Raw genomic sequence first — 26,396 nt, 5'->3', positions numbered from 1 at the left:
GGTATTCCCTATGAAACGTCCAAGTGGTCGCGCTGCCGATCAGCTCCGCTCGATCCGCATTACCCGCAACTACACCAAACACGCCGAGGGATCCGTACTGGTCGAATTCGGTGATACCAAAGTCATCTGCACCGTCAGCGTCGAAAACGGCGTGCCGCGCTTCCTGAAAGGGCAAGGTCAGGGCTGGTTGACCGCCGAGTACGGCATGCTGCCGCGCGCTACCGGCGAGCGTAACCAGCGTGAAGCCAGCCGTGGCAAGCAGGGCGGTCGCACCCTGGAAATCCAGCGCCTGATCGGCCGTTCGCTGCGCGCTGCGCTGGACATGTCCAAGCTGGGCGACGTCACCCTGTACGTCGATTGCGACGTGATCCAGGCTGACGGCGGCACCCGCACCGCCTCCATCACCGGCGCGATGGTTGCCCTGGTCGATGCACTGAAAGTGATCAAGAAGCGCGGCGGCCTGAAAGGCGGCGACCCGCTCAAGCAAATGATCGGCGCGGTGTCGGTCGGCATGTATCAGGGTGAGCCGGTGCTGGATCTGGACTATCTTGAAGATTCCGCCGCCGAGACTGACCTCAACGTGGTGATGACCAGCACCGGTGGCTTCATCGAAGTCCAGGGCACCGCCGAAGGCGCGCCGTTCCAGCCTGAAGATCTGAACGCCATGCTGGAACTGGCGAAGAAAGGCATGAACGAAATCTTCGAACTGCAAAAGGCTGCACTGGCCGACTGAGCAGGTTCGTAACCCGCAAGGAGGACGCGATGAGTGATGAGCAAGAGTTGCTGCCCAAGCCGAGCCAGGAGGTTCGCCAATGGGCGATGTTTTGTCACTTGTCCGCCTTGCTGGGGATCTGGATTCCGTTCGGTAACCTGATCGGGCCGTTGATCCTGTGGCAGATGAAGCGCGAAACCGACCCGTTCATCGACGCTCAGGGCAAGGAAGCGCTGAATTTTCAGATCACCGTGGCGATTGCTGCCGCGATCTGTCTGCTGCTGATGGTGTTGATCATCGGCTTTTTCTTGCTCGGCCTGCTGGCCATCGGCGCATTGGTGCTGACGATCATCGCCGGGGTGAAGGCGAACGAAGGCTTTCCCTACCGTTATCCATTCACTTGGCGACTGGTCAAATAACGATCAATGCAAAGCCTCCGTGACTCGCAAAGTTTTAATGTAAATGCCCTGACTTGTCAGGGCATTTGTGTTTTTGCAACTCGAATAATTACTCTTTCGTGTAGGAGAAGTTCTACCTACGACAAGCGGTAGTCGATAATTTTTATATATTTAACTCTTACACTTTTAGTCACAACTGCAATGCTTTAACACGATCTCAGTCCTTGGCAACAGGACTTGTCGGTTGTTAAGGTTGCTCCGCGTAACGTTGCTTCAGAAATATCTCGATATATTCAAGCCATCGAAGGTCCTTGAATTCCAAATCAATCAGTGTTGAGACAGTCAGCCGATTCAATAGGCGTGCACGGGTAAAAAGTGCGCCTGATGAATATATAGCCAAGAATAACCCCAATGATCCAGCTCGATTTTTATGGAACGCTCGTGGCCGCCTCTCTGGTGCTATTACTGGGGCGCGGACTTACTGCACGAGTCGGATTTCTGCGTAATTACAATATTCCTGAACCCGTCGCCGGTGGATTGGTGGTTGCGCTGGGTTTATTGATATTGCGAACTTTTGATATGGAAATCAGATTCGATACTTCACTGCAGACGCCGTTGATGTTGGCATTCTTTGCCACAATCGGTTTGAGCGCAGACTTTGCCAGCCTGAAAAAGGGTGGTCGCGTAGTCGGCATATTTCTACTGGCGGTTACCGGGCTTCTGGTGGTTCAGAACGCTTTGGGCATCGGCCTTGCCAAAACGCTGGGTCTTGATCCGTTGATGGGGCTCCTGACGGGTTCGATCACGCTTGCGGGCGGTCACGGTACGGGGGCGGCGTGGGGCACGGTATTCAGTGAAAAGTACGGCCTTGCTTCGGCCTCCGAGCTTGCAATCGCCTCGGCAACCTTCGGCCTGGTCCTGGGCGGTTTGATAGGTGGGCCGGTGGCTCGCCTGCTCATCAAGCGCGTTGCGGTGCCCGGTTGCCAGCCTCAACAAACGCCACGGGTGCCAAAGGGTTTTGAGCAGCCGAACAAGGAGCGTTCGATCACGCCCTTTTCGTTTATCGAGACCCTGGCTCTGATTGCGGTCAGTTTATTGGCTGGCAATCTGCTGAATGGCTTTCTGCACGGAACCGCATTCGAGTTGCCGACGTTTGTCTGCGTTTTGTTCGTGGGAGTGGTGCTACGTAACGGGCTGTCGGCGCTGGGCCTGTATCAGGTATTCGAGCGTGAAGTGTCGGTGCTGGGCAATGTCAGCCTGTCGCTGTTTCTGGCAATTGCCTTGATGTCTCTCAAGCTCTGGGATCTGGCAGCGTTGGCACTGCCGATATTCATCATCCTGGCTGCGCAAACGTTGGTCATGGCGCTGTTTGCGATTTTTGTGACATTCAGAGTGATGGGCAGTAACTACGACGCGGCGGTCCTGGCGGCGGGGCATTGCGGTTTTGGCCTGGGCGCAACGCCAACGGCCATTGCCAACATGCAGGCGGTGACGCAGCGTTTCGGGCCTTCGCAGCTTGCGTTTCTGGTGGTGCCGATGGTTGGTGCATTCTTCATCGACATCATCAACGTGATCGTCATCAAGCTTTATCTGGCCTTGCCGTTTTTTGTCGCCGTCTGAGGTCTGGGCTGCTTAAGGCGCGGCATAAAAAAAATGCCCGTATCTCGCGATACGGGCATTTTTTTAACGACAAATCGACGCTTAGATGGTCAGCGTCCAGTCGTAGTCGACGATCAGCGGCGCGTGCTGCGAGAACCGTGGCTGCCGCGGCAGGCGTGCGCTGCGTACGAAGCGACGCAGGCCTGGGGTCAGCAGCTGGTAGTCGAAGCGCCAGCCCAGATTGAGCATCTCGGCCTGTTCGTTGTCCGGCCACCAGCTGTACTGGTCGCCTTCGCGGCTGACTTCGCGCAGGGCATCGACATAGCCCATGTTGCCGACAATCTCGTCCATCCAGGCGCGTTCTGGCGCCAGGAAGCCCGGGGATTGCTGACTGTCGCGCCAGTTCTTGATGTCGAGCTTCTGCTGCGCAACGTACAGCGAGCCACAATAAATGTACTCGCGACGTTTACGCCGCTGCTTGTCCAGGTACTTGCCGAAGTCGTCCATGAGCTTGAACTTCTGGTTCAAGTCCTCATCGCCGTTCATCCCCGAAGGAAGCAGCAAGGTGGCAATACTGACTTTGTCGAAATCTGCTTGCAGGTAGCGCCCGTAGCGGTCGGCCGTCTCGAAACCGAGACCGCTGATGACAGCCTTCGGTTGCAACCGCGAATACAAAGCCACGCCGCCTTGGGCAGGGACTTCAGCATCGCAGGCATAAAGGAAGTAGCCATCCAGTTGGAAGGCTGGGTCATCCAGTTCAAAGGCGGAGGCACGGGTGTCCTGCAGGCAGATGACGTCGGCATTCTGTGCTTGCAGCCAACTGAGCAAACCACGCTCGACTGCAGCCTGAATACCATTGACGTTCACACTGATGATCCGCATAAATGGCCCCAAAAATCGCGTGCGTGTATGATACACGGCGTCAAGCTAATTAGCTAAATCCGTGGTATTTGGGGTTTTTTTCATGCAAGCGTATCAGCGCGATTTCATTCGTTTTGCCATCGATCGCGGCGTTTTGCGCTTCGGTGAGTTCACCCTGAAGTCCGGGCGCACCAGTCCTTACTTCTTCAATGCCGGCCTGTTCAACTCGGGTTCGGCCCTGGCGCAGCTGGGGCGTTTCTACGCGGCAGCCATTGCCGAAAGCGGCATTCCCTTCGACGTGCTGTTTGGCCCGGCCTACAAAGGCATCCCGCTGGCAGCGACCACCGCTGTCGCGCTGGCCGAACATCACGACCGCGACCTGCCATGGTGCTTCAACCGCAAGGAAGCCAAGGCCCACGGCGAAGGCGGCAGCCTGGTCGGCGCACCGCTGACCGGTGACGTGCTGATCATCGACGACGTGATCACCGCCGGCACCGCGATCCGCGAAGTGATGCAGATCATCGCCTCGCAGGACGGCGCCAAGGCCGCCGGCGTGCTGATCGCCCTGAACCGTCAGGAGCGTGGCAACGGCGAGTTGTCGGCAATCCAGGAAGTTGAGCGTGACTTCGGTATTCCGGTGATCAGCATTGTTTCGCTGAACCAGGTGCTGGAATTCCTCGCCGACGATCCGCAGCTCAAGCAGCATCTGCCAGCCGTGGAAGCGTACCGCGCGCAGTTCGGCGTCTGATGGCCTAGGCGCTTTTGTGGCGAGGGAGCTTGCTCCCGCTTGAGTGCGCAGCGCTCACAATATTTTGGGGCCGCTTCGCAGCCCAGCGGGAGCAAGCTCCCTCGCCACAAGTGATTCACAGTGGAAGACCCCGTTCAGTCAGGCTGAACGGGGTCTTTTGTTTGAGGTTTAACGCAGCTTTCGCCATTTTTTCAGCAGTTTAAGGGTCAACTCTACGTTGATCAGCGCAAACGCCAGCAACGCCAGCACCACCATCACATACAACGTGCGATCAACATCAAAATCCCACAGATCCAGCGTGCTGCTGCGAATTATCCGCACCGCAGCCGGCAAGTTGACGTAAAACAGCGCAGCAAAGGCGCACGTCAGCGGCAATGCACAGCTCAACAACGCCCTTATGACCTTTTCCCTGCTGCGCTTTCTGGCCTGAAGACCTGACTGATATTCATCCTGCGCCATGGCCTCTGTCAGCTTCGGCCAAGCCAGGTTGAACAGAAAAGTGGTCAGGGTCAGCAGCAAGCCGCTGACCGCGACGATGTCACTGAACGGCATTGAGGCCCAGCGTTGCGCACAACAAATCGTGAGAGTCCTCGCTGATCTCAAACTGTCCGGCGCTGCCTTTGCGCTTGATGATGGGTTTGAACGTTGGTTCGTTTTGCGTGATCAGCATGTTCAGCTCATCGCGAATCACGTCCGAACTGATGACCACCAGATAGACATCTTTCGCGTGCTCCGCAGAGGCGACGACCGCACGCATGCTGTGCTGCAGGATGTCGTCGAGCTGATTGCGAAAGCGCGACACGGTGTTTTTCAGCAGGGTTTTGCTTTGGCTTTGAGTCAGCTGGAAGATCGTCGAGATTTGCGATTCCGTCGGCAAGGTCTGTCCGAAATAGCTTTGAATCAGGTACAGCAGGCGATCCTGCTTGGCCTCATCGGCCCGGCTGGGCATTCCGCCCTCGACCAGCATTTTCAGGTATTCGGTCAGACTGGCCTTGGCGATGCGCTGAAGAGCGTTGGCAATTTCCGCGTCGCCGATACGCAGGGTCTTTTTGACCGGTTCCTTTTGTTCCTGCTCGAAAGCGTCCGCGTCGATATTGAAAGATATCTGCATGGCTCGTCTCCCTTGTTTATTTGGAAGATTGGCCCGGATACGGATCGGCAGCAGCGTCGCCCTGGCCCGCCAGGATGTTCCAGCCATTGAGCACGTGGGTGCTGGGTTGGTAGTCAGGGCAGGGCGGCAGTGAAGTTTTCGACTGATTGGAATACTCGCGTCCGCAGTCTGCACATTCATAGGTGCCTGCGGAAACATCGCTGCCGTACGGTACGCGGTCTTTTTGCATGGGGAAGATCTCCTGTGGGTTCAGGGAAGATCCTAGGGCGATTTGTTCTTAGGAGATGTCGGACGTTTCGCTGAGTGGAGTCAGACGCTTCTTGCAGGCGTAAAAAAGATCGCAGACTTCGTCAGCTCCTACAGAAATTTCATACACACGAAATTTGCTTTTGCAGGAGCTGCCGCAGGCTGCGATCTTTTGCGTTTCAGCTATCAGTGACGCTTGCGATTGCTGATCAGCGTGCCCACACCGGTGTCGGTGAAGATTTCCAGCAGGATCGCATTGGGTACGCGGCCATCGATGATCAGCGAGCTGCCAACGCCGCCCTGAACCGCTTCCAGTGCGCAGCGGATCTTTGGCAGCATGCCGCCGTAGATGGTGCCGTCGGCGATCAAGTCGTCGACCTGCTGGGTGCTCAGGCCGGTCAACACGGTGCCGGACTTGTCCATCAGGCCGGCGATGTTGGTCAGCAGCATAAGCTTCTCGGCTTTCAGCGCTTCAGCGACCTTGCCGGCCACCAGGTCGGCGTTGATGTTGTACGACTCGCCGTTCTCACCGACGCCGATCGGCGCAATCACCGGGATGAAGTTGCCTTTGACCAGCAGGTTCAGCAGTTCGGTGTTGATCCCGACCACTTCACCGACCTGACCGATGTCGATGATTTCCGGCTGGGTCATCTCCGGGGTCTGGCGGGTGACGGTCAGTTTCTTCGCCCGAATCAGCCCGGCGTCTTTACCGGTCAGGCCGATGGCGCTGCCGCCGTGACGGTTGATCAGGTTGACGATGCTTTTGTTGACCTGACCACCGAGGACCATCTCCACCACGTCCATGGTCGCGGCGTCGGTGACGCGCATGCCATCGACGAAGTGGCTTTCGATCGACAGGCGCTTGAGCAGATCACCGATCTGCGGGCCGCCACCGTGAACCACCACCGGGTTGATGCCCACGGCCTTCATCAAGACGATGTCGCGGGCGAAGCCGGTTTTCAGCTCCTCGCTTTCCATCGCGTTGCCGCCGTATTTGATCACCAGGGTCTTGCCGACATAACGTCGGATGTAAGGCAACGCTTCGGACAGGACCTGGGCGGTGTGGGCGGCGGCTTCGCGTTCGAGGGTCATTCAGGGCTCCGGGTGAATCAGAACGGTAGTTGGAGATCAGGTGCGACGCGTTTCAGCTGGGCGTGGAACACAGCCTTGATACGCGCAAGTTCTGCCTCGTCATCGGCCTCGAAACGCAGCACCAGCACCGGTGTGGTGTTGGAGGCGCGCACCAGGCCCCAGCCTTTGGCGTAATCGACTCGCACGCCGTCGATGGTGGTCAGGTCGGCGCCTGGGCCCCACTGTGCGTCGTGCAGTGCATCAATGATGCTGAATTTGCTCTCTTCGGTCACATGGATATTGATTTCCGGCGTAGAAATATCGTTCGGGAAGGTCGCAAACAGCTCTTCGGCGGTGGATTTTTCCTGGCTGAGGATCTCCAGCAGGCGTGCGGCGCTGTAGATACCGTCGTCGAAACCGAACCAGCGCTCCTTGAAGAAGATGTGCCCGCTCATCTCACCGGCCAATAGAGCACCGGATTGTTTCATTTTCTTTTTGATCAACGAATGACCGGTCTTCCACATTAGCGGGCGACCACCGTATTCCTTGATCAGCGGCACCAGGCGGCGGGTGCATTTGACGTCGAAGATGATTTCCGCGTCCGGGTTGCGCGCCACCACGTCGCGGGCGAACAGCATCAGCAGACGGTCGGGGTAGACGATGCTCCCCGTGTTGGTCACTACGCCGACGCGGTCGCCATCACCGTCGAAGGCCAGACCGATGTCGGCGTTGGTTTCCTTGACCTTGGCGATCAGGTCGACGAGGTTCTCGGGCTTGCCCGGGTCCGGGTGATGGTTGGGGAAGTTGCCGTCGACTTCGCAGAACAGCGGAATGACTTCGCAGTTCAGCGCTTCGATCAGTTGCGGAGCGATTACGCCGGCCGCGCCGTTGCCGCAGTCGACCACGACTTTCAGGCGTCGGGCCAGTTTGACGTCCTTGACGATTTCGGTGGTGTAGCGGTCGAGGATTTCGACCTGAGTCACGCTGCCCTGACCGCTGGTCAGGTCGTTGGTCTTGATGCGCTCGTGCAGCACCTGGATCTGTTCGTTGGCGAGGGTGTCGCCGGCAATGACGATCTTGAAGCCGTTGTAGTTCGACGGGTTGTGGCTACCGGTGAGCATCACGCCGGATTTACCTGCCAGCACGTTGGCCGCGTAATACAGCGCCGGCGTCGGCACCAGACCAACGTCGCTGACGTGGCAGCCGCTTTCGGCGATACCACGGATCAGTTCTGCAACCAGCTCCGGGCCGGACAGGCGACCGTCACGACCGACTGAGACGTTCGGTTCGCCCTGGGCCAGGCTCTGCGAGCCAATGGCGCGGCCGATCCAGTAGGCGGTTTCGGCATTGAGGAATTCCGGCACGGTGCCGCGAATGTCATAGGCGCGGAAGATGCTGTCGGGAAGCTTCGGGGCGATCTTGGCGGGGGTGCTCATCTGCACAAATGCTCCATCTCGAAAGTGGCGGGACACACCGACGATTCACTCGACGGCAGGCTCAAACTGAAGGGTATGACGGCGTTTTCCACAGAGAGTTCGTGGTGTGAAAGGGCCATGACGCCTCGGCTGGCGTGGCTTGTGGCCGGCAAAACCTTGATTTTCGGTGCTAAAACCTGCTGCCGATGTAGCGCATTTTTTGTGGCGAGGGAGCTTGCTCCCGCTTGGGTGCGCAGCGCCCACAAGATTTTGGGTCTGCTGCGCAGCCCAGCGGGAGCAAGCTCCCTCGCCACAATGATGTATATCCGTTTATTTGGTGCCGGTATGGCCAAAGCCGCCCGCGCCGCGCTCGGTTTCGACGAACTCTTCCACCATTTCGAAGTGCGCCTGCACTACCGGCACTAGCACCAGTTGCGCCAGACGCTCGCCGACGGTCATGGTGAAGTCGTTCTGACCACGGTTCCAGCACGACACCATCAGCGGGCCCTGGTAATCCGAGTCGATCAGGCCGACGAGGTTGCCCAGCACGATGCCGTGCTTGTGGCCCATGCCCGAGCGCGGCAGGATCAGTGCGGCGAGGTTCGGGTCGCCGATGTAGACCGACAGACCGGTAGGGATCAGTACGGTTTCACCCGGCTTGATCACGATGTCCTGCTCCAGCATGGCGCGCAGGTCGAGGCCGGCGGAGCCCGGGGTGGCGTATTGCGGCAGCGGGAATTCAGTGCCGATGCGTGGGTCGAGGATCTTGGCTTGCAAAGCGTGCATGTAAATTAAACCTGGTTCAGACGTTCGGCGATAAAAGTGACCAGTTGGCGAGCGATCTTGCTCTTGCTGGTCTGGGCGAAAACAGTGGCGTGAAGCTCTCGGTCGATCACGCTGCAGGCGTTTTCTTCGCTGTTGAAACCGATGCTCGGGTTGGCGACGTCGTTGGCGACGATCAGATCGAGATTCTTGTCTTTCAGCTTGCGTGCAGCGTAGTCGAGCAGGTGTTCGGTCTCGGCGGCGAAGCCGACACTGAACGGACGGTCGGGGCGGGTCGCGATGGTGGCCAGGATGTCCGGGTTGCGCACCATTTGCAGGACGAAGCCGTCGCCGCTTGTAGGGTCTTTCTTGAGTTTTTGCGGGGCAACCACTTCCGGGCGGTAGTCCGCCACTGCTGCCGAGGCGATGAACACATCACACGGGATCGCAGATTCGCACGCTGCGAGCATGTCGCGGGCACTGACCACGTCGATGCGCGTGACGCGATCCGGCGTCGGCAGGTGCACCGGGCCGCTGATCAGCGTGACGCGGGCGCCGGCTTCCACCGCGGCTTCAGCGAGGGCGAAGCCCATTTTCCCGGAGCTGTGGTTGGTGATGTAGCGCACCGGGTCGATGTTTTCCTGAGTCGGGCCAGCGGTGATCACCACGTGCTTGCCGGTCAGCGCCTGACGCTGGAAGCAATCCGCCGCGCACTGCGCCAGATCGGTGGCTTCCATCATCCGGCCCATGCCGACGTCGCCGCAGGCCTGGCTGCCGGAGGCCGGGCCGAAGGTCTTCAGGCCACGGCTTTCCAGAAGTTGCAGGTTGGCCTGGGTCGCCGGGTCGCGCCACATGGCCTGGTTCATCGCCGGCGCGACCGCCACCACGGCGTCGGTGGCCAGCACCAGGGTGGTCAGCAAATCGTTGGCGATGCCTTGGGCCAGACGCGCAATCAGGTCGGCGGTGGCGGGGGCGATCAAAACCAGATCGGCCCACTTGGCCAGCTCGATGTGGCCCATGGCCGCTTCGGCGGCCGGGTCGAGCAAGTCGAGGTGAACCGGGTGCCCGGACAGCGCTTGCATGGTCAGCGGGGTGATGAACTCGGCGCCGCCATGGGTCATGACCACGCGCACTTCGGCGCCCTGGTCGATCAGGCGACGAACCAGATCGGCGCTCTTGTAGGCCGCAATGCCGCCGCCGACGCCCAGAACGATGCGTTTCCGATACAGCCGCTGCATAGGTCTGCCTTTCATTTCGTGGGTGACATACGTGGCGAAACCCCCTCCCCAGGGTGAATTCGCCCGCAAAAAAGATGGGCTACGATATCACAGCGACCGCTACGGAACAGCGGCGCCCACAGACAAGGAATGTGTATGAGTATTCGCGATTGGCCTGCGGCGGAACGGCCGCGGGAACGGTTATTGGAACAAGGTTCGGCGAGTCTTTCGGACGCCGAGTTGCTGGCAATATTTTTGCGCACTGGAGTGGCGGGAAAAAGCGCAGTAGATCTGGCGCGACATCTGTTGAATCAGTTTGGCAGTCTGCGTTTGCTGCTTGAGGCCGATCTGGAAGCATTCAGCAGAGAGTTGGGCCTGGGGCCTGCAAAATTTGCCCAATTGCAGGCCGCTCAGGAAATGAACAGGCGGCACCTGGCCGAGCGCTCACGCGAAAAAACGGCGCTGGAAAACCCGAAAGCCGTTCGCGATTACCTGAAATCCATGCTGCGCCACGAGCCACACGAGGTGTTTGGCTGCCTGTTTCTCGACTCCAAGCATCAAGTGCTGACGTTCGAGGCGCTGTTTCGCGGCTCGATCGACAACACCAGCGTACATCCTCGGGAAGTGGTGAAACGCGCATTGGCCAACAACGCGGCGGCGGTGATTCTTTGCCACAACCACCCGTCGGGGAACAGCGATCCGAGCCAGGCGGATCGACAGCTGACCAAGCGCTTGCAGAAAGCGCTGGACCTGATTGATGTGCGGGTTCTGGATCACTTCATCATCGGCGACGGTGAGCCGTTGTCGATGGCGGAGTGCGGCTGGATGTAAAACGCAGAAGTGCACTCTTGTGGCGAGGGAGCTTGCTCCCGCCGGGCTGCGCAGCGGCCCTGAAAAGCTTGTGAGCGCTGCGCACTCAAGCGGGAGCAAGCTCCCTCGCCACAGAGGTTTTTCCCACAGTAACGTGGGTTATTTCAGGTTGACCTTCGAGTAGTCCTGCCGCCCGAACGGACTAACCGAATAACCCTGCACATCCTTGCGCGTCAGTGCATAGGCGGTCGGATGCGCCAGTGGCAGCCACAGCGCCTGCTGCTGAATCTGCGCCTGCGCCTGTTCGTACAGCTTGGTGCGCACGCCCTGTTCGCTGGTGGTCTTGCCGGCGCTGATCAGCTTGTCCAGATCGGCATTGCAGTAGCGGGCGAAGTTGGTGCCGGACTTGACCGCCGCGCAGGAAAACTGCGGCGTGAGGAAGTTGTCCGGGTCGCCGTTGTCGCCGGCCCAGCCCATGAACAGCAGGTCATGCTCGCCAGCCTTGGCGCGGCGGATCAGTTCGCCCCACTCGATCACGCGGATTTCCGCCTGAATGCCGATTTCCGCCAAGTCCGATTGCAGCAACTGGGCGCCCAGACTCGGATTCGGATTAAGCAGACTGCCGGACGGACGCGTCCAGATGGTGGTCTGGAAGCCGTCCTTGAGTCCGGCCTTGGCCAGCAACGCCTTGGCTTTGGCCACGTCGTGCGGATAGCCCGGCAGGTTCTTCGCGTAGCTCCAGGTGTTCGGCGGGTAAGGGCCGTTGGCGGGTTCGGCGGTATCTTCGAACACGGCTTTGACGTAGTTGGCCTTGTCGAAAGCGAGGTTGATCGCCTGGCGGACTTCCGGTTTGTCCAACGGTGGGTGCTGGCTGTTGATGCCGACGAAAGCGGTCATGAACGCGTCAGTCTTTTCTACTTTCAGCGTCGGCTCTTCCTGCGCAGCCTTCACGTCCAGCGGTTTTGGCGACAGAGCGATCTGGCACTCGTTGCGCCGCAGCTTTTGCAGGCGCACGTTGGCATCCGGGGTGATGGCGAAGATCAGCGGATCGACCGCCGGCTTGCCGCCAAAGTAGTCCGGGTTGGCCCGGTAGCGCACCGAAGCGTCTTTCTGGAAGCGCGTGAACACAAACGGACCGGTGCCGATCGGCTGGCTGTTGAGCTTGTCGGTCGCATCGGCCTTGAGCAGCTTGTCCGCATATTCGGCGGAATAGATGGAGGCGAAACCCATGCTCAGGGTCGCGAGGAACGTCGAATCCGGGTGGTCGAGGGTAAAGCGCACGGTCAGCGGGTCGAGCGCGTCGATCTTCTTGATCAGCGCCGGCAACTGCATGGATTGAGCGTGCGGGAAGCCGCTTTGCGCGACTTTGTGCCATGGGTTGGCCGGATCGAGCATGCGGTCGAAGCTGAATTTGACGTCTTCAGCGGTCAGCGTACGGCTTGGTTTGAAATAGTCAGTGCTGTGAAACTTCACCTGCGGGTGCAGTTTGAACACGTAACTGAGACCGTCGGGGCTGACTTCCCAGCTATCGGCCAGGCTCGGCACGACTTTGCCGCTGGCGGTGTCGAAGTCCACCAGGCGGTTCATCAGCACGTCGGCCGAAGCGTTGGTGGTGGTCAGCGAGTTGTATTGCACCACGTCGAACCCTTCGGGGCTGGCCTCGGTGCAGACGCTCAGGGCGGCGGCCTGGGCCAGGGGGCTCAGCAGAAGCGGGGCGAGCAACAGGGGTAGGGCAGCGAGGCGCATGGTCGGCTTCCTTTACAGATCGAAGGCCATCTGCAGGTGCAGTCTGGAAAAGGGTTACCCTAGAGGGCTGGATTGCAAATGACTATCCCCTTTTTGTATTTTTGGGGCAGGTCAGTGGCGTTTTTCTGACCGCGACGCGCTGCGAAAAGTCAGAAACGTCGGTAAGGGCGGTTTTCTGCGACGAGTGGTCAAAACTCGCCTCAGCCTTTATCCAAAGCGTCCGCAGGTGGAAAATGCGCCTTTTTGCCGGTTGATTGCACATCCATTGTTGTTGCACCCCGGTCTTTCTGGTATAAAGCAGCGCTCTTTTCTAGGGGCCCGGTTCCTTCACTGTAGGTGTAGCCGGTAAGACCTCTAAAGAAACGCGGCGCCTGGCGCCAAATGACTGAGAGATTAAGCGGCCAACCCATGCCGGGTTGGGCATGTGGTTTTAGAGGGCTGAGGCATGTCGAGAGTATGTCAAGTTACCGGTAAGGGTCCGGTAACCGGGAATAACATTTCCCACGCAAACAACAAAACCCGTCGTCGTTTCCTGCCGAACCTGCAGCATCACCGCTTCTGGGTTGAAGAAGAGAAACGTTTTGTGCGTCTGCGCGTATCTGCCAAAGGCATGCGCATCATCGACAAGCGTGGCATCAGTGTCGTGCTCGCCGAACTTCGCCGCGATGGCAAGATTTAAGGGAGCTAATCATGCGTGAATTGATTCGTTTGATCTCGAGCGCCGGTACTGGTCACTTCTACACTACCGACAAGAACAAGCGTACTACTCCGGACAAAATCGAGATCAAGAAATATGATCCGGTTGTTCGCAAGCACGTGATCTACAAGGAAGGCAAAATCAAGTAATTGATTTTTCCCGACTTACGAAAAAGGCCCGTATCTCACGATACGGGCCTTTTTTGTTGCCTCGGATTTCTGCGGTGTCTCGTCGGGCCTCATCGCTGGCAAGCCAGCTCCCACAATGATCGCCGGTATGCACAAAATTTGTGTTCACCACAAAACCTGTGGGAGCTGGCTTGCCAGCGATAGGGCCAGATCAGCCAGCGGAAGACTCAGGCCTTCTGTTCAAAGATCACATAGATCTTGCGGCAAGCCTCCAGCACTTCCCAGGTGCCGCGAAAGCCGGCCGGAATCACAAAGCGATCGCCAACACGCAAGGTCTTGGCATTGCCATCGCTGTCACGCAACACCGAGACCCCCTGCAGGATTTCGCAGTATTCATGCTCGGTGTAGTTCACCGTCCACTGCCCGACCGCGCCTTCCCACACGCCAACACCCATTTGCCCACAAGGGCTGTCGTACTGATTGAACACCGCTTGCTCTGGGTCGCCCTTGAGCACTTTGGCCGGGTCCGGGCGATAGCGTTCGGCTTCGCTGCTGGTCAGGCTGATGTCGACGACGTTCTGGATGTTCATTGTTGTTTTCTCCCGTGATGACGGCGCGGTGGCTTGAAAGGGTCAAAGTCTATGTTTATTAAAATGAACACCGCAAGGGCGTATGGCGCGCTTATGTCAAATATATTGAAACAACCCCGGCCGCTGGTTTAGGGTGGCGGGTGCCTTGGGCCGAAAAGCAGGCTGGCCGGGCAGCATTCCTGAAGACGACCGCGAAGAACGCGGCGCTCTATTCAACAAGAGGAGGACACTCGAATGACCACCCTGACTCGTGCCGATTGGGAACAACGTGCTCGCGACCTGAAGATCGAAGGCCGTGCCTACCTCAACGGCGAATACACCGACGCCGTCTCCGGCGAGACTTTCGAGTGCATCAGTCCGGTCGATGGCCGTCTGCTGGGCAAGATCGCCAGCTGTGATGCCGCCGACGCCCAGCGCGCCGTGGAAAACGCCCGCGCCACCTTCAATTCCGGCGTTTGGTCGCGCCTGGCGCCGACCAAACGCAAAGCCACCATGATTCGTTTCGCCAGCCTGCTTAAGCAGCACGCTGAAGAGCTGGCGTTGCTCGAAACCCTCGACATGGGCAAGCCGATCAGCGACTCGCTGTACATCGACGTCCCGGGCGCGGCGCAAGCGCTGAGCTGGAGCGGTGAGGCGATCGACAAGATCTACGACGAAGTCGCCGCCACGCCGCACGATCAACTGGGTCTGGTGACCCGCGAGCCGGTGGGCGTGGTCGGCGCCATCGTGCCGTGGAACTTCCCGTTGATGATGGCCTGCTGGAAACTCGGCCCGGCGCTGTCGACCGGTAACTCGGTGATCCTCAAGCCGTCGGAAAAGTCCCCGCTGACCGCCATCCGCATCGCTGCGCTGGCCGTTGAGGCCGGCATTCCAAAAGGCGTGCTCAACGTGCTGCCGGGCTACGGCCACACCGTTGGCAAGGCGCTGGCGCTGCACAACGATGTCGACACCCTGGTGTTCACCGGTTCGACCAAGATCGCCAAGCAGCTGATGATCTACTCCGGCGAATCGAACATGAAGCGCGTGTGGCTGGAAGCCGGCGGCAAGAGCCCGAACATCGTCTTCGCCGATGCGCCGGACCTGCAAGCCGCTGCCGAATCCGCCGCCAGTGCCATTGCCTTCAACCAGGGCGAAGTCTGCACCGCCGGTTCGCGTCTGCTGGTCGAGCGTTCGATCAAGGACAAATTCCTGCCGATGGTGATTGAGGCGCTGAAAACCTGGAAGCCGGGCAACCCGCTGGATCCGGCGACCAACGTTGGTGCGCTGGTCGATACCCAGCAGATGAACACCGTGCTGTCGTACATCGAATCCGGTCACAGCGATGGCGCCAAACTGGTGGCGGGCGGCAAGCGCATCCTCCAGGAAACCGGCGGTACTTACGTCGAGCCGACGATTTTCGACGGTGTGAGCAACGCGATGAAGATCGCTCAGGAAGAGATCTTCGGCCCGGTGCTGTCGGTCATCGCCTTCGATACCGCCGAAGAAGCGATCCAGATCGCCAACGACACGCCGTATGGCCTGGCCGCCGCGGTATGGACTCAGGACATCTCCAAGGCGCACCTGACTGCCAAAGCGCTGCGCGCCGGCAGCGTGTGGGTCAACCAGTACGACGGTGGCGACATGACCGCACCGTTCGGCGGCTTCAAGCAGTCGGGCAACGGTCGCGACAAGTCGCTGCACGCGTTCGACAAGTACACCGAGCTGAAAGCGACGTGGATCAAGCTGTAAATCGTTGATGGGAGCCTGAGTGAATCAGGCTCCCGAATCGAACAGAGCTCCCTGTGGGAGCAAGTCTCTGTGGTGAGGGGATTTATCCCCGATCGGCTGCGAAGCAGTCGCAAAACCATTGCATCTGATGGTGCAGGTTTTGAGGTCGCTGCGCGACCTGTCGGGATGAATCCCCTCACTACAGGGTTTGCTCCCACATTTGGTTTTGTGGCGCACATAAAAATATCCACAGGAGCGTGGACCATGCGTTGGGCGACGTATTTCGCCGTGTTGGCGTCTGTCTTGAGTGTCGGTCTGGCCCTGGGGGTCAGCATGCCGCTGGTGTCGTTGCGCCTGGAGGGCTGGGGTTACGGTTCTTTTGCCATCGGTGTGATGGCGGCGATGCCGGCCATTGGCGTGTTGCTGGGGGCGAAGATTTCCAGTCATCTGGCGGCACGTTTCGGCACCGCCAACCTCATGCGCCTGTGCCTGTGGGCCGGGGCGTTGTCGATCGGCTTGCTGGCGCTGTTGCCGAGTTATCCGGTATGGCTGGTGCTGCGCCTGATGATCGGGGTGATTCTGACCATCGTATTCATCCTCGGCGAGAGCTGGATCAACCAGTTGGTAGTGGAGAACTGGCGCGGGCGCCTGGTCGCTCTGTATGGCAGCAGTTATGCATTGAGCCAACTGTCTGGTCCGCTGCTGCTGGGCGCGCTGGGCACTGAACATGATTATGGGTTCTGGGTCGGGGTCGGGCTGCTGACGGTTTCGCCATTGCTGTTGATGGGCCGCAGCGGTGCGCCGAGCAGTGAGTCCAGCAGCGTGACGTTCAGCGATCTGTGGGGTTTTGCCCGCGAGCTGCCGGCGATTGCCTGGGCGGTGTCACTGTTCGCCGCGTTCGAGGCGATGATCCTCACGTTGTTGCCGGTGTATTGCCTGCAGCAGGGCTTCACCGCCGAGATTGCGTTGGCGATGGTCAGCACCGTGGTGGTCGGCGACGCGCTGCTGCAGCTGCCGATTGGCGCGTTGGCGGATTATCTGTCGCGACGCACGTTGTTCACCGGTTGCGCAGTGATCCTGATGCTGTCGAGCCTGGCGATTCCAATGCTGATCGATACGCTGCTGATCTGGCCGTTGTGGGTGTTGTTCGGGGCCAGTGCCGGTGGCTTGTTCACTCTGTCGCTGATCCTGATCGGCGAGCGTTATCGCGACGATGCGCTGGTGCGGGCCAATGCGCACATTGCGCAGCTGTGGGGTGTGGGTTGTCTGATCGGGCCTTTGCTGGCGGGGGCGGGCAGTCAGTGGATCAGCGGGCATGCGTTGCCGTTGTTGATGGCGGCGGGGGCGTTTGGATTGGTGATTCTGCTGATGCGCCAAGGTGCATTCGGGGCGGCGCAAACGGCTTAAGGTCAAAAGATCGCAGCCTGCGGCAGCTCCTACACTGGAATGCGTTTTCCCTGTAGGAGCTGCCGCAGGCTGCGATCTTTTGCTTTTTCAAAGCATCCGCTCGAGGCCGACGCTGGTGCTGAACCAAGCATTGAAGCGCCGCCACCAGCTCCCCGGTTCCTTGGTCAGCGTGTGCATCTGGCCGTTGTCCTCGGTCACCCAGACAATCTTGCCATCCTGCAGTTTCGCCTGATAACTCAGGGCCGGCGCCATGCCTTGCAGCGCCAGTTCGCGCACATGTTCGGCCAGTTCCGGGCTGTCCACCAGAACCCCGACTTCGGTGTTCCACAATACCGAGCGCGGGTCGAAATTGAACGAGCCGATGAATGCTTTCTGCCGGTCGAAAATCATCGCCTTGCTGTGCAGACTGGAATCCGAACCACGGAAAGACTTGCTGTAGAACAGATGCGGGCCGCTGCCATAGTTATCCCCAGGCTGACGGCGCAGCTCATACAGTTTCACCCCGTGCTCCAGCAGCGCCTTGCGATAAGGCGCATAACCGCCGTGTACCGCCGGCACATCGGTGGCTTCCAGTGAGTTGGTCAGCAGGCTTACCGAGACCCCGGCGTCGGCACGCCCGGTCAGGTACACCAGTCCCGGCTGGCCGGGTACGAAGTACGCCGAGATCATGATCAGCTCTTTGCTGACGCCACGTAGCTCCGGCGCCAGTTGCGTGGTCAGCAGCAGTTGCGGGTCCGGTTCGTCCTTGGCCAGCACCTTGCTCGGTGCGTCCCACAGCGCCTGGTTCCAGGCCCAGATCAGTTCCTTGCGCCAGATATCCATGCGTGGCGCGGTCTTGAAAGTCATCAACTGCTGATACAGCGCATGGTTCTGTTTGCGAGTTTCCTCCAGCGACTCCTCCAGGCGCGTGCGGGTGTTCTGCAGGTCCTTGGCGCTCGGCTGGCTGGAGAGGAATTCGTCGATCGGCTTGCTCAGCGCGCTGTTCCAGTACTGGTCGAAACTGTGTCCGAGTTGCTCGGCCACAGGTCCCACGCTGAGCATGTCGATGTCGGTGAAATTCAGGTTCGGCTCGGCATCGAAATATTCGTCGCCCAGATTGCGTCCGCCGACGATCGCCACGCTGTTGTCCGCCAGCCACAACTTGTTGTGCATGCGCCGGTGTTGCAGCGACAGATTGAACAGGCGTCCGGCGGCGCGGGTCACGCCAGTGCTGCGGCCCAGGTGCAGCGGATTGAACAGGCGAATCTGGATCTGTGGGTGCGCCGCCAGCGTGGCGATGATCGTGTCCAGACCATCGCTGGTGGTGTCGTCGAGCAGGATGCGTACGCGCACGCCACGGTCGGCGGCCTTGAGCAGTTCCTCCACCAGCATCCGCGTGCTGACGCCGTCATGGACGATGTAGTACTGCAAGTCGAGGCTGGTTTGTGCATTGCGGATCAGCTCGGCGCGAGCGGTGAACGCCTCGGTGCTGTTGGACAGCAAGCGGAAGCCGGAACGGCCCTGATAGGGCGCGGCCTGGGCCTGGATCGAGCGGCCGAAGCTGGACTTCGCCGCCGGCAAGGCCTGGCTCGGCTCACGGGGTACATCAAGGCTGGCGCAGCCGCTCAGGAGCGAGGCGAACATCAGCAAAGCGAGTAGGGGCTGTCTGAAGCTCACGTAGGAACGTTCCGGTCGGCTGCTAAGGTCGGCATATGGACGCTGATCACTGGAAAAAGGTCAGTCGGTTTCGGCCAGCAATCTGATTGCTGCTGCGCCGACCTTGCGCACCGCATCTTCGATCTGCGGTGTCGGTTTGGCAGCGTAGTTCATTCGCAGGCAATTGCGGTACTTGCCCGAGGCGGAAAAGATGCTGCCCACGGCAATCTGTACGCCTTGGTCATGCAACGCACGATTGAGTTTCAGCGTATCGAAACCTTCCGGCAATTCGACCCAGAGCATGAAGCTGCCCTGTGGACGGCTGGCGCGAGTGCCGGCCGGGAAGTAGCGGGTGACCCAGTCGATCATGACGTCGCGATTGCGCTGATATTGAGTGCGCATCCGCCGCAAGTGCGGTTCGAAGTAGCCACCCTTGAGAAATTCGGCAATGGCAATTTGTGGTTGTGGCGCGGTGGAGCCGGTGCTGATGTATTTCATGTGCAGCACCCGTTCCAGATACCGTCCCGGCGCGACCCAACCAATGCGTAGTCCTGGCGCCAGGGTTTTGGAAAACGAACTGCACAGCAGCACGCGATCATCCTCGTCGAAGGACTTGATCGTGCGCGGACGCGGATAGGTGTAGGCCAGTTCGCCATACACATCGTCCTCGATGATCGCCACGTCGAAACGCTGCGCCAGCGTCAACAACGCGCGTTTGCGCGCCTCCGGCATGATGTAGCCGAGCGGATTGTTGCAGTTGGGCGTGATCTGGATGACCTTGATCGGCCATTGCTCCAGCGCCAGTTCCAGCGCTTCGAGGCTGATGCCGGTCAGTGGATCGGTGGGGATTTCCAGGGCTTTCATGCCCAGCCCTTTGAGCGTCTGCATGGCGCCATGAAAGCTCGGCGAATCCACCGCGACGATGTCGCCCGGCTCGCAGATCGCGTGGATGCTGGTGGACAGCGCTTCATGACAACCGGTGGTGATCACCAGCTCGCTGGCGCTCAACTGGCAGCCGGAATCGAGCATCAGTCGGGCGATCTGTTCGCGCAGTTCGAGGGTGCCGTGGATGTTGTCGTAATACAGACCGGGCATGTCCTGGCGACGGCTGATCCGCGCCAGTCCGCGCAGCAGTGGTTTCATGGTGGGCGTTGTCACGTCGGGCATGCCGCGACCCAGTTGCACCACGTCCTTGCGCGGCACCGCGCGAATCAGCTCCAGTACCTGATCCCACTGCGAAATCTCCACCGGCCGCTGCGCCGGGCGCCCGACCGCAGGCAGCTCCGGTAGCTCGCGGCCCACCGGCACGAAGTAGCCGGACTTGGGTTTCGGTGTCGCCAGACCACTGTCTTCAAGCATGCGATAAGCCTGCTGCACCGTGCTCAGGCTGACCCCATGTTCTACGCTCAAGGCGCGCACCGAAGGCAGGCGATCGCCAGGACGGTAGAAGCCTTGTTCGATGCGGGTGCCGAGTAGCTCGGCGAGGTTCACATACAGGGTCATGGCACTGCCTCGATGCAGGTGATTCGTTAAACCAGTACAGATGCGGCAGAAATCGGTGATTCAGACGCAGAAACGGCAAATCTGTATGGAGTTAATACAGATGCTTTGAATCTGTAATGCTTTTGCCGTCCCGCGCATCATGGAATCTCTGGCTACCCAAGTAAACAGGAGCGACAAAAATGAACGGCTTGAGCGATGTGCGGCTGACGTTACACAGTCAGGAACTGGCGGCAGGGCAGGAGGACAGTGCATGGAATAGCGCCATGCGCAACGCGCCGTCCGGCCTGAGTCGCTGGGGCCTGTTCTGGCATCGTCTGCACACGCGCAAGGCGCTGTTGAACCTGACGCCGGAGCAGCTCAAGGATATCGGGTTGACCCGGGAGCAGGCGCAGGAGGAGGGGTTGAAACCGTTCTGGCGGATCTGAGATCTGTATTGTTCTTGCGGGCTTCATCGCTGGCAAGCCAGCTCCCACAGTATTTTTGGTGTTCACAATATTTGTATTCGCCGCAAAAACCTGTGGGAGCTGGCTTGCCAGCGATGGCGGCTTCAAAGACGCAGCAAAAACCTCAGGCCAACTCTTTGAGCCGATGCCACAACATCCCCAACGCCAGCAGCGGCGAGCGCAGATGCTTGCCGCCGGGGAAGGTGATGTGCGGCACCTTGGCAAACAGATCGACCCCGCCGCTGTGTTGCCCGCTGATCGCCTCGGCCAGCAGTTTGCCCGCCAGGTGCGTGGCATTCACGCCGTGCCCGGAATAGGCCTGGGCGTAATACACGTTCGGCTGATCAGCGAGACGGCCAATCTGCGGCAGACGGTTGGCGCCGATGCCGATCATCCCGCCCCATTGATAGTCGATCTTCACTCCGGCCAGTTGCGGAAACACTTCAAGCATCTTCGGCTGCATGTAGGCGCCGATGTCTTTCGGATCGCGCCCCGAGTAATGGCAGGCGCCGCCGAACAGCAGTCGGCGATCCGCCGAGAGCCGGTAATAATCCAGCGCCACGCGCTGGTCGCAGACCGCCATATTTTGCGGGAGCAGGCTGTGCGCCAGTTCTGCGGAAAGCGGTTCGGTCGCGATGATGTAACTGCCGGCGGGCAGTACTTTGCCGCTCAGTTGCGGGTTGAGACCGTTGAGATAAGCGTTGCAGCCCAGCACCAGCGTTTTCGCCCGCACTGAACCTCGAGCGGTGTGGACGCGAACCTCGGGGCCGTACTCGATACGCGTCACCGCTGATTGCTCGAACAAATGCACGCCCAGTTGCTGCGCAGCGGCGGCTTCGCCCAGCGCCAGATTCAGCGGATGCAAATGCCCGGAACCCATGTCGATCAAGCCGCCGACATAACGCTTGGAGCCGACCACGGTGTGCATCTCGTTGGCCTGGAGCAGACGGGTTTCGTAGCGATAGCCAAGACTGCGCAGCTCTTCGGCGTCTTCGGCAAAGCCTTCGAGATCGGCAGGCTTGTTGGCGAGATCGCAGTAGCCCCAAGTCAGATCGCACTGGATCTGGAAACGCTCGACGCGCCGGTGGACGATTTCCACCGCTTCCAGGCCCATCAGTTTCATCTGGCGCACGCCGTCGGCACCGATAATGTTGGCGAACTGATCGAGGCCGTGACCGACCCCGCGAATCAACTGTCCGCCGTTACGGCCGCTGGCGCCCCAGCCGATGCGGTGCGCTTCCAGCAATACCACGCTGAGGCCGCGTTCAGCCAGTTCCAGCGCGGTGTTCAACCCGGAGAAGCCGCCGCCGACCACGCACACGTCGGCAATCACTTCGCCTTGCAGCACCGGATGGTCAGGCTGTGGCAGGCTGCTGGCGGCATAGTAAGAGGCAACGTGGGGTTGGCTCGCGAAGGTTCGGGCGCGGGCATTCATGGGCATCGTCCAACGGCTGAGTGTCGAGAAAATTTGACGGAGCATAAGCCGCACGCCCGAAGACGGGCAACACTGGTCGGCCATTGCTGTCTGGATCACGGCGTTTGCGGCACAATTGCCGCCTATTTCACGTCGGTCACCGTTTCAATGAGTTGCAACCGCCAGACAATCCGCGCCCTGCGTCAGCAGATCCCCTCATTCGAGTGCGTGCCCGGCTGCCATGACTGCTGTGGACCGGTGACCACTTCGCCGGAAGAAATGGCCCGCCTGCCGCGCAAGACCCGCGCCGAGCAGGATGCGGCGATGGATGAGTTGAACTGTGTGCACCTGGGGCCGAATGGCTGCACGGTGTATGGCGAGCGGCCGTTGATTTGCCGCCTGTTCGGTACCACCAAAACCCTGCCGTGCCCGAACGGGCGGGGGCCAGTGGAGTTGATTCACCCGCGCGTAGAAAAGCAAATCTTCGAGTACATGGCCTCGAATCGGCAGGTGCTGGTTTAACGCAATTGCGGTGAACCGAGTCGACCCAATCGCTGGCAAGCCAGCTCCCACAGTGATCGTTGTCGCTCACAGAATATGTGCTAACCACTGAACCTGTGGGAGCTGGCTTGCCAGCGATGGGGCCGGATCAGGCAGCACAAATCTCAGTCCGGAATCGGCAGGCTCAGACTCTCCTTCACCTCTTCCATCACGATATAGCTCTTCGACTCACGCACATGCGGCAGCTTCAACAGAATGTCGCCCAGCAGCTTGCGGTACGAGGCCATCTCGGAAATCCGCGCCTTCACCAGATAGTCGAAATCCCCTGACACCAGGTGGCATTCCAGCACGTGCGGCAGTTTCAGCACCGCGCGGCGGAACTCCTCGAACGTGTCGCCGGATTTGTAATCCAGACTGATCTCGACGAACACCAGCAGGCTACCCTTCAAATGCTGCGGATTGAGCCGGGCGTTGTAGCCCATGATGATCCCCTCGCGCTCCAGCCGCCGCACCCGCTCCGTACATGGCGTGGTGGACAGGCCGACCTTTTCCCCGAGTTCGGTAAACGATATGCGCCCGTCCGCCTGCAGGATCCGCAAGATGTTGCGGTCGATCTTGTCCAGCTCACGTTTGGTCTGAGTGTTGGTACGCATAGGGGATGCGCCTCCGTGAAAAGGGTTTTTGCCGAGAATTGTCGCCAAATATAGGCGCTTATATAGTGAAATGCACTGGCCATTCTTTTTTACACTGCGCGCATCATTGCTCTAACAACAGACGTACGCGGCCCCTGCCGCGATGAGGGATACAAAAATGCGCGTAATGGTCTTGGGTAGCGGCGTCATCGGTACCGCCAGTGCTTACTATCTGGCCCGTGCCGGGTTTGAAGTGGTGGTGGTCGACCGGCAGCCAGCCGTGGCCATGGAGACCAGTTTCGCCAACGCCGGCCAGGTGTCGCCGGGTTATGCCTCGCCGTGGGCCGCACCGGGCGTGCCGCTCAAGGCCATCAAGTGGCTGTTGCAGCGCCACGCGCCGCTGGCGATCAAGGCCACTGCCGACATCGATCAGTACCTGTGGATGGCGCAGATGCTGCGCAACTGCACCGCCAGCCGTTACGCGGTGAACAAGGAGCGCATGGTGCGTCTGTCCGAGTACAGTCGCGACTGCCTCGATGAACTGCGCGCCGAAACCGGCATCGCCTACGAAGGCCGCAGCCTCGGCACCACGCAACTGTTCCGCACTCAGGCACAGCTCGATGGCGCCGCCAAGGACATCGCCGTGCTGAAAGAATCCGGCGTGCCGTTTGAAGTCCTCGACCGCGCCGGTATTGCCCGCGTCGAGCCGGCCCTGGCCAATGTCACCGACATCCTCGCCGGCGCCCTGCGTCTGCCGAACGACCAGACCGGCGATTGCCAGATGTTCACCACGCGCCTGGCGGAAATGGCCGTGAAACTCGGTGTGGAATTCCGCTTCGGTCAGGACATCCAGCGCCTCGACTACGCCGGTGACCGCATCAACGGTGTATGGATCGACGGCAAGCTGGAAACCGCTGATCGCTACGTGCTGGCCCTCGGCAGCTACTCACCGCAACTGCTCAAGCCGCTAGGCATCAAGGCGCCGGTGTATCCGCTCAAGGGTTACTCGCTGACCGTGCCGATCACCAACCCGGACATGGCCCCGACGTCGACCATTCTCGACGAGACCTACAAGGTCGCGATCACCCGTTTCGACAACCGCATCCGCGTCGGCGGCATGGCGGAGATCGCCGGTTTTGACCTGTCGCTGAACCCGCGTCGGCGCGAAACCCTGGAGATGATTGTCAACGACCTTTATCCTCAGGGCGGCAATCTGGCCGAGGCGAGCTTCTGGACCGGTCTGCGTCCGACTACCCCGGACGGCACACCGATCGTGGGCGCCACGCCGTTCAAGAACCTGTTCCTCAACACCGGTCACGGCACCCTGGGTTGGACCATGGCGTGCGGTTCCGGTCGTTTGCTGGCCGATCTGATGGCGAAGAAAAAACCGCAGATCAGCGCCGAAGGCCTCGATATTTCCCGTTACGGCAACAAGCCTCAGGAGTCCGCAAAACATGGCAATCCAGCGCCAGCTCACCAATGAGCGCATGAGTCAGATCGTCACCCATAACGGCACCGTGTATCTGGCCGGGCAGGTCGGCGACGACTTCGACGCCGGGGTCGAACAGCAGACCCGCGACGTGCTCGCCAACATCGAGCGTTTGCTGGATCTGGCCGGGACTGACAAGCAGCATCTGCTGTCGGCAACGATCTACCTGAATGACATCGAGGCGCACTTTGCCGGGATGAACTCGGTGTGGGATCAGTGGCTGCCCAAAGGTGCTGCTCCGGCTCGCGCCACCGTCGAAGCGAAGATGGCCAAGCCGAGCATTCTGGTAGAAATCTCTATCGTCGCCGCGCTGCCGTAACCCGTTGTAAAGATCCCTCTCCCGGCGCTGTTGGCGGTTCACGTCGTCAGTCGGCGCCGGTTTTTTATTTCCATGACCGCCTAGAAGTCTGCCGCCATGCGTCCTGCCCGTGCCCTGATCGACCTAGAAGCCCTGCGTCACAACTACCGAATTGCCCGCGAAGTCACCGGCGCCAAGGCGCTGGCTGTGATCAAGGCTGATGCCTACGGTCATGGTGCGGTGCGCTGCGCCCAGGCGCTGGAAAACGAGGCCGACGGGTTTGCCGTCGCCTGCATCGAAGAAGCGCTGGAGCTGCGCGCGGCCGGCATCAAGGCCCCGGTGCTGCTGCTCGAAGGGATCTTCGAAGCCGATGAGCTGGCGCTGATCGTCGAGCATGATTTCTGGACCGTGGTGCATTCGCTGTGGCAACTCGAAGCGATCGAGCAGGCTGCCCTGAGCAAACCGATCACCGTGTGGCTCAAGCTCGATTCCGGCATGCACCGTGTGGGCCTGCATCCGAAGGATTACGCGGCGGCCTACCAGCGTCTGCTGGCCAGCGGCAAAGTGGCGAAGATCGTGCTGATGAGCCACTTCGCTCGTGCTGATGAACTGCATGAGCAGAGCAGTGCCGATCAGGTCGCGGTATTCGAGGCGGCGCGTCAGGGCCTGGCGGCTGAAGTCAGCCTGCGCAACTCGCCGGCGGTGCTCGGTTGGCCGCAGATTCACAGCGACTGGGTGCGCCCGGGCATCATGCTCTACGGCGCCACGCCGTTCGAAGAAGCCAACGCCGTGGCCGAGCGTCTGCAGCCAGTGATGACCCTCGAATCGAAAGTCATCTGCGTGCGTGAACTGCCCGCCGGCGAGCCGATCGGCTACGGCGCCAAATTCATCACCGACAAGCCGATGCGCATCGGCGTGGTCGCCATGGGTTATGCCGACGGCTACCCGCGTCAGGCACCGACCGGCACGCCGGTTCTGGTGGCCGGCAAGCGCAGCCGGATTCTTGGCCGTGTGTCGATGGACATGCTGTGTATCGACCTCACCGATGTGCCGGAAGCGGACCTCGGTTCTACCGTCGAACTGTGGGGCAAAAACATCCTCGCCAGTGAAGTGGCGCAGTGGGCGGACACCATTCCGTACCAGATCTTCTGCAACCTGCGCCGGGTGCCAAGGCTCTATTCCGAGGGTTGAAGCCACTGCGGGGACCAAGTGTTGTAAATACTGAACGCTGTCGCCATGATAACGCTCAATATTCT

General features: G+C 60.0%; 27 protein-coding genes and 1 pseudogene. 14 read left to right on the top strand and 14 right to left on the bottom strand.

Annotated elements, in window-relative coordinates:
• The first annotated feature begins 10 nt into the window (after positions 1-10).
• The 3 genes from rph (at position 11) to gltS (ending at position 2,730) form a co-directional block, all read left to right on the top strand.
• On the top strand, positions 11-733 hold the full coding sequence (gene rph, locus ABV589_RS14020; RefSeq protein WP_027610407.1) for a ribonuclease PH: 723 nt from the start codon (positions 11-13) through the stop codon (positions 731-733).
• Between the two features lie 29 nt (positions 734-762).
• Positions 763-1,131, top strand: coding sequence for a DUF4870 domain-containing protein (locus ABV589_RS14015; RefSeq protein WP_367082061.1), 369 nt, complete (start codon positions 763-765; stop codon positions 1,129-1,131).
• A gap of 390 nt (positions 1,132-1,521) precedes the next feature.
• Positions 1,522-2,730 (top strand): sodium/glutamate symporter, encoded by a 1,209-nt coding sequence (gene gltS, locus ABV589_RS14010; RefSeq protein ID WP_367082060.1) that lies wholly within the window; start codon positions 1,522-1,524, stop codon positions 2,728-2,730.
• An 81-nt stretch (positions 2,731-2,811) separates the two neighbouring features.
• Here the strand turns inward: gltS and ABV589_RS14005 are convergent, their stop codons facing one another.
• Positions 2,812-3,591, bottom strand: coding sequence for an exodeoxyribonuclease III (locus ABV589_RS14005; protein ID WP_003229491.1), 780 nt, complete (start codon positions 3,589-3,591; stop codon positions 2,812-2,814).
• An 82-nt stretch (positions 3,592-3,673) separates the two neighbouring features.
• Between ABV589_RS14005 and pyrE the strand changes: the two genes are divergently transcribed.
• Positions 3,674-4,318, top strand: a complete 645-nt coding sequence (gene pyrE, locus ABV589_RS14000; RefSeq protein ID WP_008078597.1) for an orotate phosphoribosyltransferase — start codon at positions 3,674-3,676, stop codon at positions 4,316-4,318.
• A gap of 168 nt (positions 4,319-4,486) precedes the next feature.
• On the opposite strand, the gene ABV589_RS13995 is transcribed toward pyrE, so the two are convergent.
• From ABV589_RS13995 to coaBC, 7 genes and pseudogenes are all read right to left on the bottom strand, one after another.
• Positions 4,487-4,870: a hypothetical protein gene (locus ABV589_RS13995; RefSeq protein ID WP_367082059.1), complete on the bottom strand. Its 384-nt coding sequence runs from the start codon at positions 4,868-4,870 to the stop codon at positions 4,487-4,489.
• Positions 4,857-5,516: a hypothetical protein gene (locus ABV589_RS13990; RefSeq protein ID WP_367082057.1), complete on the bottom strand. Its 660-nt coding sequence runs from the start codon at positions 5,514-5,516 to the stop codon at positions 4,857-4,859. Before ABV589_RS13990 ends, ABV589_RS13995 begins: the two co-directional genes overlap by 14 nt.
• Positions 5,446-5,658: a hypothetical protein gene (locus tag ABV589_RS13985; protein WP_367082056.1), complete on the bottom strand. Its 213-nt coding sequence runs from the start codon at positions 5,656-5,658 to the stop codon at positions 5,446-5,448. The genes ABV589_RS13990 and ABV589_RS13985 overlap by 71 nt, the downstream gene beginning before the upstream one ends.
• 203 nt (positions 5,659-5,861) lie before the next feature.
• Positions 5,862-6,767: an acetylglutamate kinase gene (gene argB / locus ABV589_RS13980; RefSeq protein WP_007962366.1), complete on the bottom strand. Its 906-nt coding sequence runs from the start codon at positions 6,765-6,767 to the stop codon at positions 5,862-5,864.
• Between the two features lie 17 nt (positions 6,768-6,784).
• Positions 6,785-8,182 (bottom strand): annotated as a pseudogene (locus ABV589_RS13975) (phosphomannomutase/phosphoglucomutase); the annotation flags it as partial.
• Between the two features lie 309 nt (positions 8,183-8,491).
• Complete coding sequence (dut, locus tag ABV589_RS13970; RefSeq protein ID WP_047596787.1) at positions 8,492-8,947, bottom strand: dUTP diphosphatase; 456 nt, start codon at positions 8,945-8,947, stop codon at positions 8,492-8,494.
• Between the two features lie 5 nt (positions 8,948-8,952).
• On the bottom strand, positions 8,953-10,161 hold the full coding sequence (coaBC, locus tag ABV589_RS13965) for a bifunctional phosphopantothenoylcysteine decarboxylase/phosphopantothenate--cysteine ligase CoaBC (RefSeq protein WP_003229480.1): 1,209 nt from the start codon (positions 10,159-10,161) through the stop codon (positions 8,953-8,955).
• A 135-nt stretch (positions 10,162-10,296) separates the two neighbouring features.
• On the opposite strand from coaBC, the gene radC reads away from it, so the two are divergent.
• Positions 10,297-10,971: a DNA repair protein RadC gene (radC, locus tag ABV589_RS13960; protein ID WP_367082053.1), complete on the top strand. Its 675-nt coding sequence runs from the start codon at positions 10,297-10,299 to the stop codon at positions 10,969-10,971.
• 138 nt (positions 10,972-11,109) lie between these two features.
• On the opposite strand, the gene ABV589_RS13955 is transcribed toward radC, so the two are convergent.
• The gene (locus ABV589_RS13955) at positions 11,110-12,696 is read right to left on the bottom strand and encodes an ABC transporter substrate-binding protein (RefSeq protein WP_367082051.1); all 1,587 of its coding nucleotides are present in this window, start codon (positions 12,694-12,696) and stop codon (positions 11,110-11,112) included.
• A 445-nt stretch (positions 12,697-13,141) separates the two neighbouring features.
• Between ABV589_RS13955 and rpmB the strand changes: the two genes are divergently transcribed.
• A complete protein-coding gene (gene rpmB, locus ABV589_RS13950; protein WP_003229474.1) occupies positions 13,142-13,375 on the top strand; it encodes a 50S ribosomal protein L28 in 234 nt (77 codons plus the stop codon).
• Between the two features lie 11 nt (positions 13,376-13,386).
• Positions 13,387-13,542: a 50S ribosomal protein L33 gene (gene rpmG / locus ABV589_RS13945; RefSeq protein ID WP_003177274.1), complete on the top strand. Its 156-nt coding sequence runs from the start codon at positions 13,387-13,389 to the stop codon at positions 13,540-13,542.
• Between the two features lie 206 nt (positions 13,543-13,748).
• On the opposite strand, the gene ABV589_RS13940 is transcribed toward rpmG, so the two are convergent.
• The gene (locus ABV589_RS13940; RefSeq protein ID WP_097089496.1) at positions 13,749-14,111 is read right to left on the bottom strand and encodes a cupin domain-containing protein; all 363 of its coding nucleotides are present in this window, start codon (positions 14,109-14,111) and stop codon (positions 13,749-13,751) included.
• A gap of 234 nt (positions 14,112-14,345) precedes the next feature.
• Between ABV589_RS13940 and ABV589_RS13935 the strand changes: the two genes are divergently transcribed.
• Positions 14,346-15,839: an aldehyde dehydrogenase gene (locus tag ABV589_RS13935; RefSeq protein WP_007962373.1), complete on the top strand. Its 1,494-nt coding sequence runs from the start codon at positions 14,346-14,348 to the stop codon at positions 15,837-15,839.
• 243 nt (positions 15,840-16,082) lie between these two features.
• Positions 16,083-17,225 (top strand): MFS transporter, encoded by a 1,143-nt coding sequence (locus ABV589_RS13930; RefSeq protein ID WP_367082048.1) that lies wholly within the window; start codon positions 16,083-16,085, stop codon positions 17,223-17,225.
• A gap of 87 nt (positions 17,226-17,312) precedes the next feature.
• Here ABV589_RS13930 and ABV589_RS13925 read toward each other — a convergent pair whose 3' ends face one another.
• Together ABV589_RS13925 and ABV589_RS13920 are read right to left on the bottom strand one after the other, a co-directional pair.
• The gene (locus ABV589_RS13925; protein WP_367082047.1) at positions 17,313-18,881 is read right to left on the bottom strand and encodes a phospholipase D family protein; all 1,569 of its coding nucleotides are present in this window, start codon (positions 18,879-18,881) and stop codon (positions 17,313-17,315) included.
• Between the two features lie 60 nt (positions 18,882-18,941).
• Entirely contained in the window at positions 18,942-20,363 is a 1,422-nt protein-coding gene (locus ABV589_RS13920) for a PLP-dependent aminotransferase family protein (RefSeq protein ID WP_367082045.1), read from the bottom strand.
• A 179-nt stretch (positions 20,364-20,542) separates the two neighbouring features.
• Between ABV589_RS13920 and ABV589_RS13915 the strand changes: the two genes are divergently transcribed.
• Entirely contained in the window at positions 20,543-20,788 is a 246-nt protein-coding gene (locus ABV589_RS13915; RefSeq protein WP_115985830.1) for a DUF1127 domain-containing protein, read from the top strand.
• A 142-nt stretch (positions 20,789-20,930) separates the two neighbouring features.
• On the opposite strand, the gene ABV589_RS13910 is transcribed toward ABV589_RS13915, so the two are convergent.
• Entirely contained in the window at positions 20,931-22,241 is a 1,311-nt protein-coding gene (locus tag ABV589_RS13910; protein WP_367082044.1) for an FAD-binding oxidoreductase, read from the bottom strand.
• A 147-nt stretch (positions 22,242-22,388) separates the two neighbouring features.
• On the opposite strand from ABV589_RS13910, the gene ABV589_RS13905 reads away from it, so the two are divergent.
• Positions 22,389-22,742: a YkgJ family cysteine cluster protein gene (locus ABV589_RS13905; protein WP_367082042.1), complete on the top strand. Its 354-nt coding sequence runs from the start codon at positions 22,389-22,391 to the stop codon at positions 22,740-22,742.
• A 143-nt stretch (positions 22,743-22,885) separates the two neighbouring features.
• Here the strand turns inward: ABV589_RS13905 and ABV589_RS13900 are convergent, their stop codons facing one another.
• A complete protein-coding gene (locus ABV589_RS13900) occupies positions 22,886-23,374 on the bottom strand; it encodes an Lrp/AsnC ligand binding domain-containing protein (protein ID WP_003177284.1) in 489 nt (162 codons plus the stop codon).
• Positions 23,375-23,531: 157 nt separating this feature from the next.
• Between ABV589_RS13900 and dadA the strand changes: the two genes are divergently transcribed.
• The 3 genes from dadA to alr all read left to right on the top strand — a co-directional run bounded on the left by dadA (position 23,532) and on the right by alr (position 26,331).
• Positions 23,532-24,836 (top strand): D-amino acid dehydrogenase, encoded by a 1,305-nt coding sequence (gene dadA / locus ABV589_RS13895; protein ID WP_025112723.1) that lies wholly within the window; start codon positions 23,532-23,534, stop codon positions 24,834-24,836.
• On the top strand, positions 24,808-25,161 hold the full coding sequence (locus tag ABV589_RS13890; protein WP_047596766.1) for a RidA family protein: 354 nt from the start codon (positions 24,808-24,810) through the stop codon (positions 25,159-25,161). Before dadA ends, ABV589_RS13890 begins: the two co-directional genes overlap by 29 nt.
• A gap of 96 nt (positions 25,162-25,257) precedes the next feature.
• Positions 25,258-26,331 carry an alanine racemase gene (gene alr, locus ABV589_RS13885; protein ID WP_367082039.1) on the top strand — a complete coding sequence of 358 codons (1,074 nt, stop codon included), beginning with the start codon at positions 25,258-25,260 and terminating at the stop codon, positions 26,329-26,331.
• The last annotated feature ends 65 nt before the right edge of the window (positions 26,332-26,396 follow it).

This window comes from Pseudomonas sp. HOU2 (assembly GCF_040729435.1).
GTDB lineage: Bacteria > Pseudomonadota > Gammaproteobacteria > Pseudomonadales > Pseudomonadaceae > Aquipseudomonas.
Note: the sequence above shows the minus strand (reverse complement) of the source record. Positions and strands in the feature narration are given on the sequence as shown.

Excerpts from the sequence above, each read along its gene's own strand:
- rph (WP_027610407.1), top strand. The coding sequence starts at position 11 with ATGAAACGTCCAAGTGGTCGCGCTGCCGATCAGCTCCGCTCGATCCGC.
- ABV589_RS14015 (WP_367082061.1), top strand. The coding sequence starts at position 763 with ATGAGTGATGAGCAAGAGTTGCTGCCCAAGCCGAGCCAGGAGGTTCGC.
- gltS (WP_367082060.1), top strand. The coding sequence starts at position 1,522 with ATGATCCAGCTCGATTTTTATGGAACGCTCGTGGCCGCCTCTCTGGTG.
- ABV589_RS14005 (WP_003229491.1), bottom strand. The coding sequence starts at position 3,591 with ATGCGGATCATCAGTGTGAACGTCAATGGTATTCAGGCTGCAGTCGAG.
- pyrE (WP_008078597.1), top strand. The coding sequence starts at position 3,674 with ATGCAAGCGTATCAGCGCGATTTCATTCGTTTTGCCATCGATCGCGGC.
- ABV589_RS13995 (WP_367082059.1), bottom strand. The coding sequence starts at position 4,870 with ATGCCGTTCAGTGACATCGTCGCGGTCAGCGGCTTGCTGCTGACCCTG.
- ABV589_RS13990 (WP_367082057.1), bottom strand. The coding sequence starts at position 5,516 with ATGGCTGGAACATCCTGGCGGGCCAGGGCGACGCTGCTGCCGATCCGT.
- ABV589_RS13985 (WP_367082056.1), bottom strand. The coding sequence starts at position 5,658 with ATGCAAAAAGACCGCGTACCGTACGGCAGCGATGTTTCCGCAGGCACC.
- argB (WP_007962366.1), bottom strand. The coding sequence starts at position 6,767 with ATGACCCTCGAACGCGAAGCCGCCGCCCACACCGCCCAGGTCCTGTCC.
- dut (WP_047596787.1), bottom strand. The coding sequence starts at position 8,947 with ATGCACGCTTTGCAAGCCAAGATCCTCGACCCACGCATCGGCACTGAA.
- coaBC (WP_003229480.1), bottom strand. The coding sequence starts at position 10,161 with ATGCAGCGGCTGTATCGGAAACGCATCGTTCTGGGCGTCGGCGGCGGC.
- radC (WP_367082053.1), top strand. The coding sequence starts at position 10,297 with ATGAGTATTCGCGATTGGCCTGCGGCGGAACGGCCGCGGGAACGGTTA.
- ABV589_RS13955 (WP_367082051.1), bottom strand. The coding sequence starts at position 12,696 with ATGCGCCTCGCTGCCCTACCCCTGTTGCTCGCCCCGCTTCTGCTGAGC.
- rpmB (WP_003229474.1), top strand. The coding sequence starts at position 13,142 with ATGTCGAGAGTATGTCAAGTTACCGGTAAGGGTCCGGTAACCGGGAAT.
- rpmG (WP_003177274.1), top strand. The coding sequence starts at position 13,387 with ATGCGTGAATTGATTCGTTTGATCTCGAGCGCCGGTACTGGTCACTTC.
- ABV589_RS13940 (WP_097089496.1), bottom strand. The coding sequence starts at position 14,111 with ATGAACATCCAGAACGTCGTCGACATCAGCCTGACCAGCAGCGAAGCC.
- ABV589_RS13935 (WP_007962373.1), top strand. The coding sequence starts at position 14,346 with ATGACCACCCTGACTCGTGCCGATTGGGAACAACGTGCTCGCGACCTG.
- ABV589_RS13930 (WP_367082048.1), top strand. The coding sequence starts at position 16,083 with ATGCGTTGGGCGACGTATTTCGCCGTGTTGGCGTCTGTCTTGAGTGTC.
- ABV589_RS13920 (WP_367082045.1), bottom strand. The coding sequence starts at position 20,363 with ATGACCCTGTATGTGAACCTCGCCGAGCTACTCGGCACCCGCATCGAA.
- ABV589_RS13915 (WP_115985830.1), top strand. The coding sequence starts at position 20,543 with ATGAACGGCTTGAGCGATGTGCGGCTGACGTTACACAGTCAGGAACTG.
- ABV589_RS13910 (WP_367082044.1), bottom strand. The coding sequence starts at position 22,241 with ATGAATGCCCGCGCCCGAACCTTCGCGAGCCAACCCCACGTTGCCTCT.
- ABV589_RS13905 (WP_367082042.1), top strand. The coding sequence starts at position 22,389 with ATGAGTTGCAACCGCCAGACAATCCGCGCCCTGCGTCAGCAGATCCCC.
- ABV589_RS13900 (WP_003177284.1), bottom strand. The coding sequence starts at position 23,374 with ATGCGTACCAACACTCAGACCAAACGTGAGCTGGACAAGATCGACCGC.
- dadA (WP_025112723.1), top strand. The coding sequence starts at position 23,532 with ATGCGCGTAATGGTCTTGGGTAGCGGCGTCATCGGTACCGCCAGTGCT.
- ABV589_RS13890 (WP_047596766.1), top strand. The coding sequence starts at position 24,808 with ATGGCAATCCAGCGCCAGCTCACCAATGAGCGCATGAGTCAGATCGTC.
- alr (WP_367082039.1), top strand. The coding sequence starts at position 25,258 with ATGCGTCCTGCCCGTGCCCTGATCGACCTAGAAGCCCTGCGTCACAAC.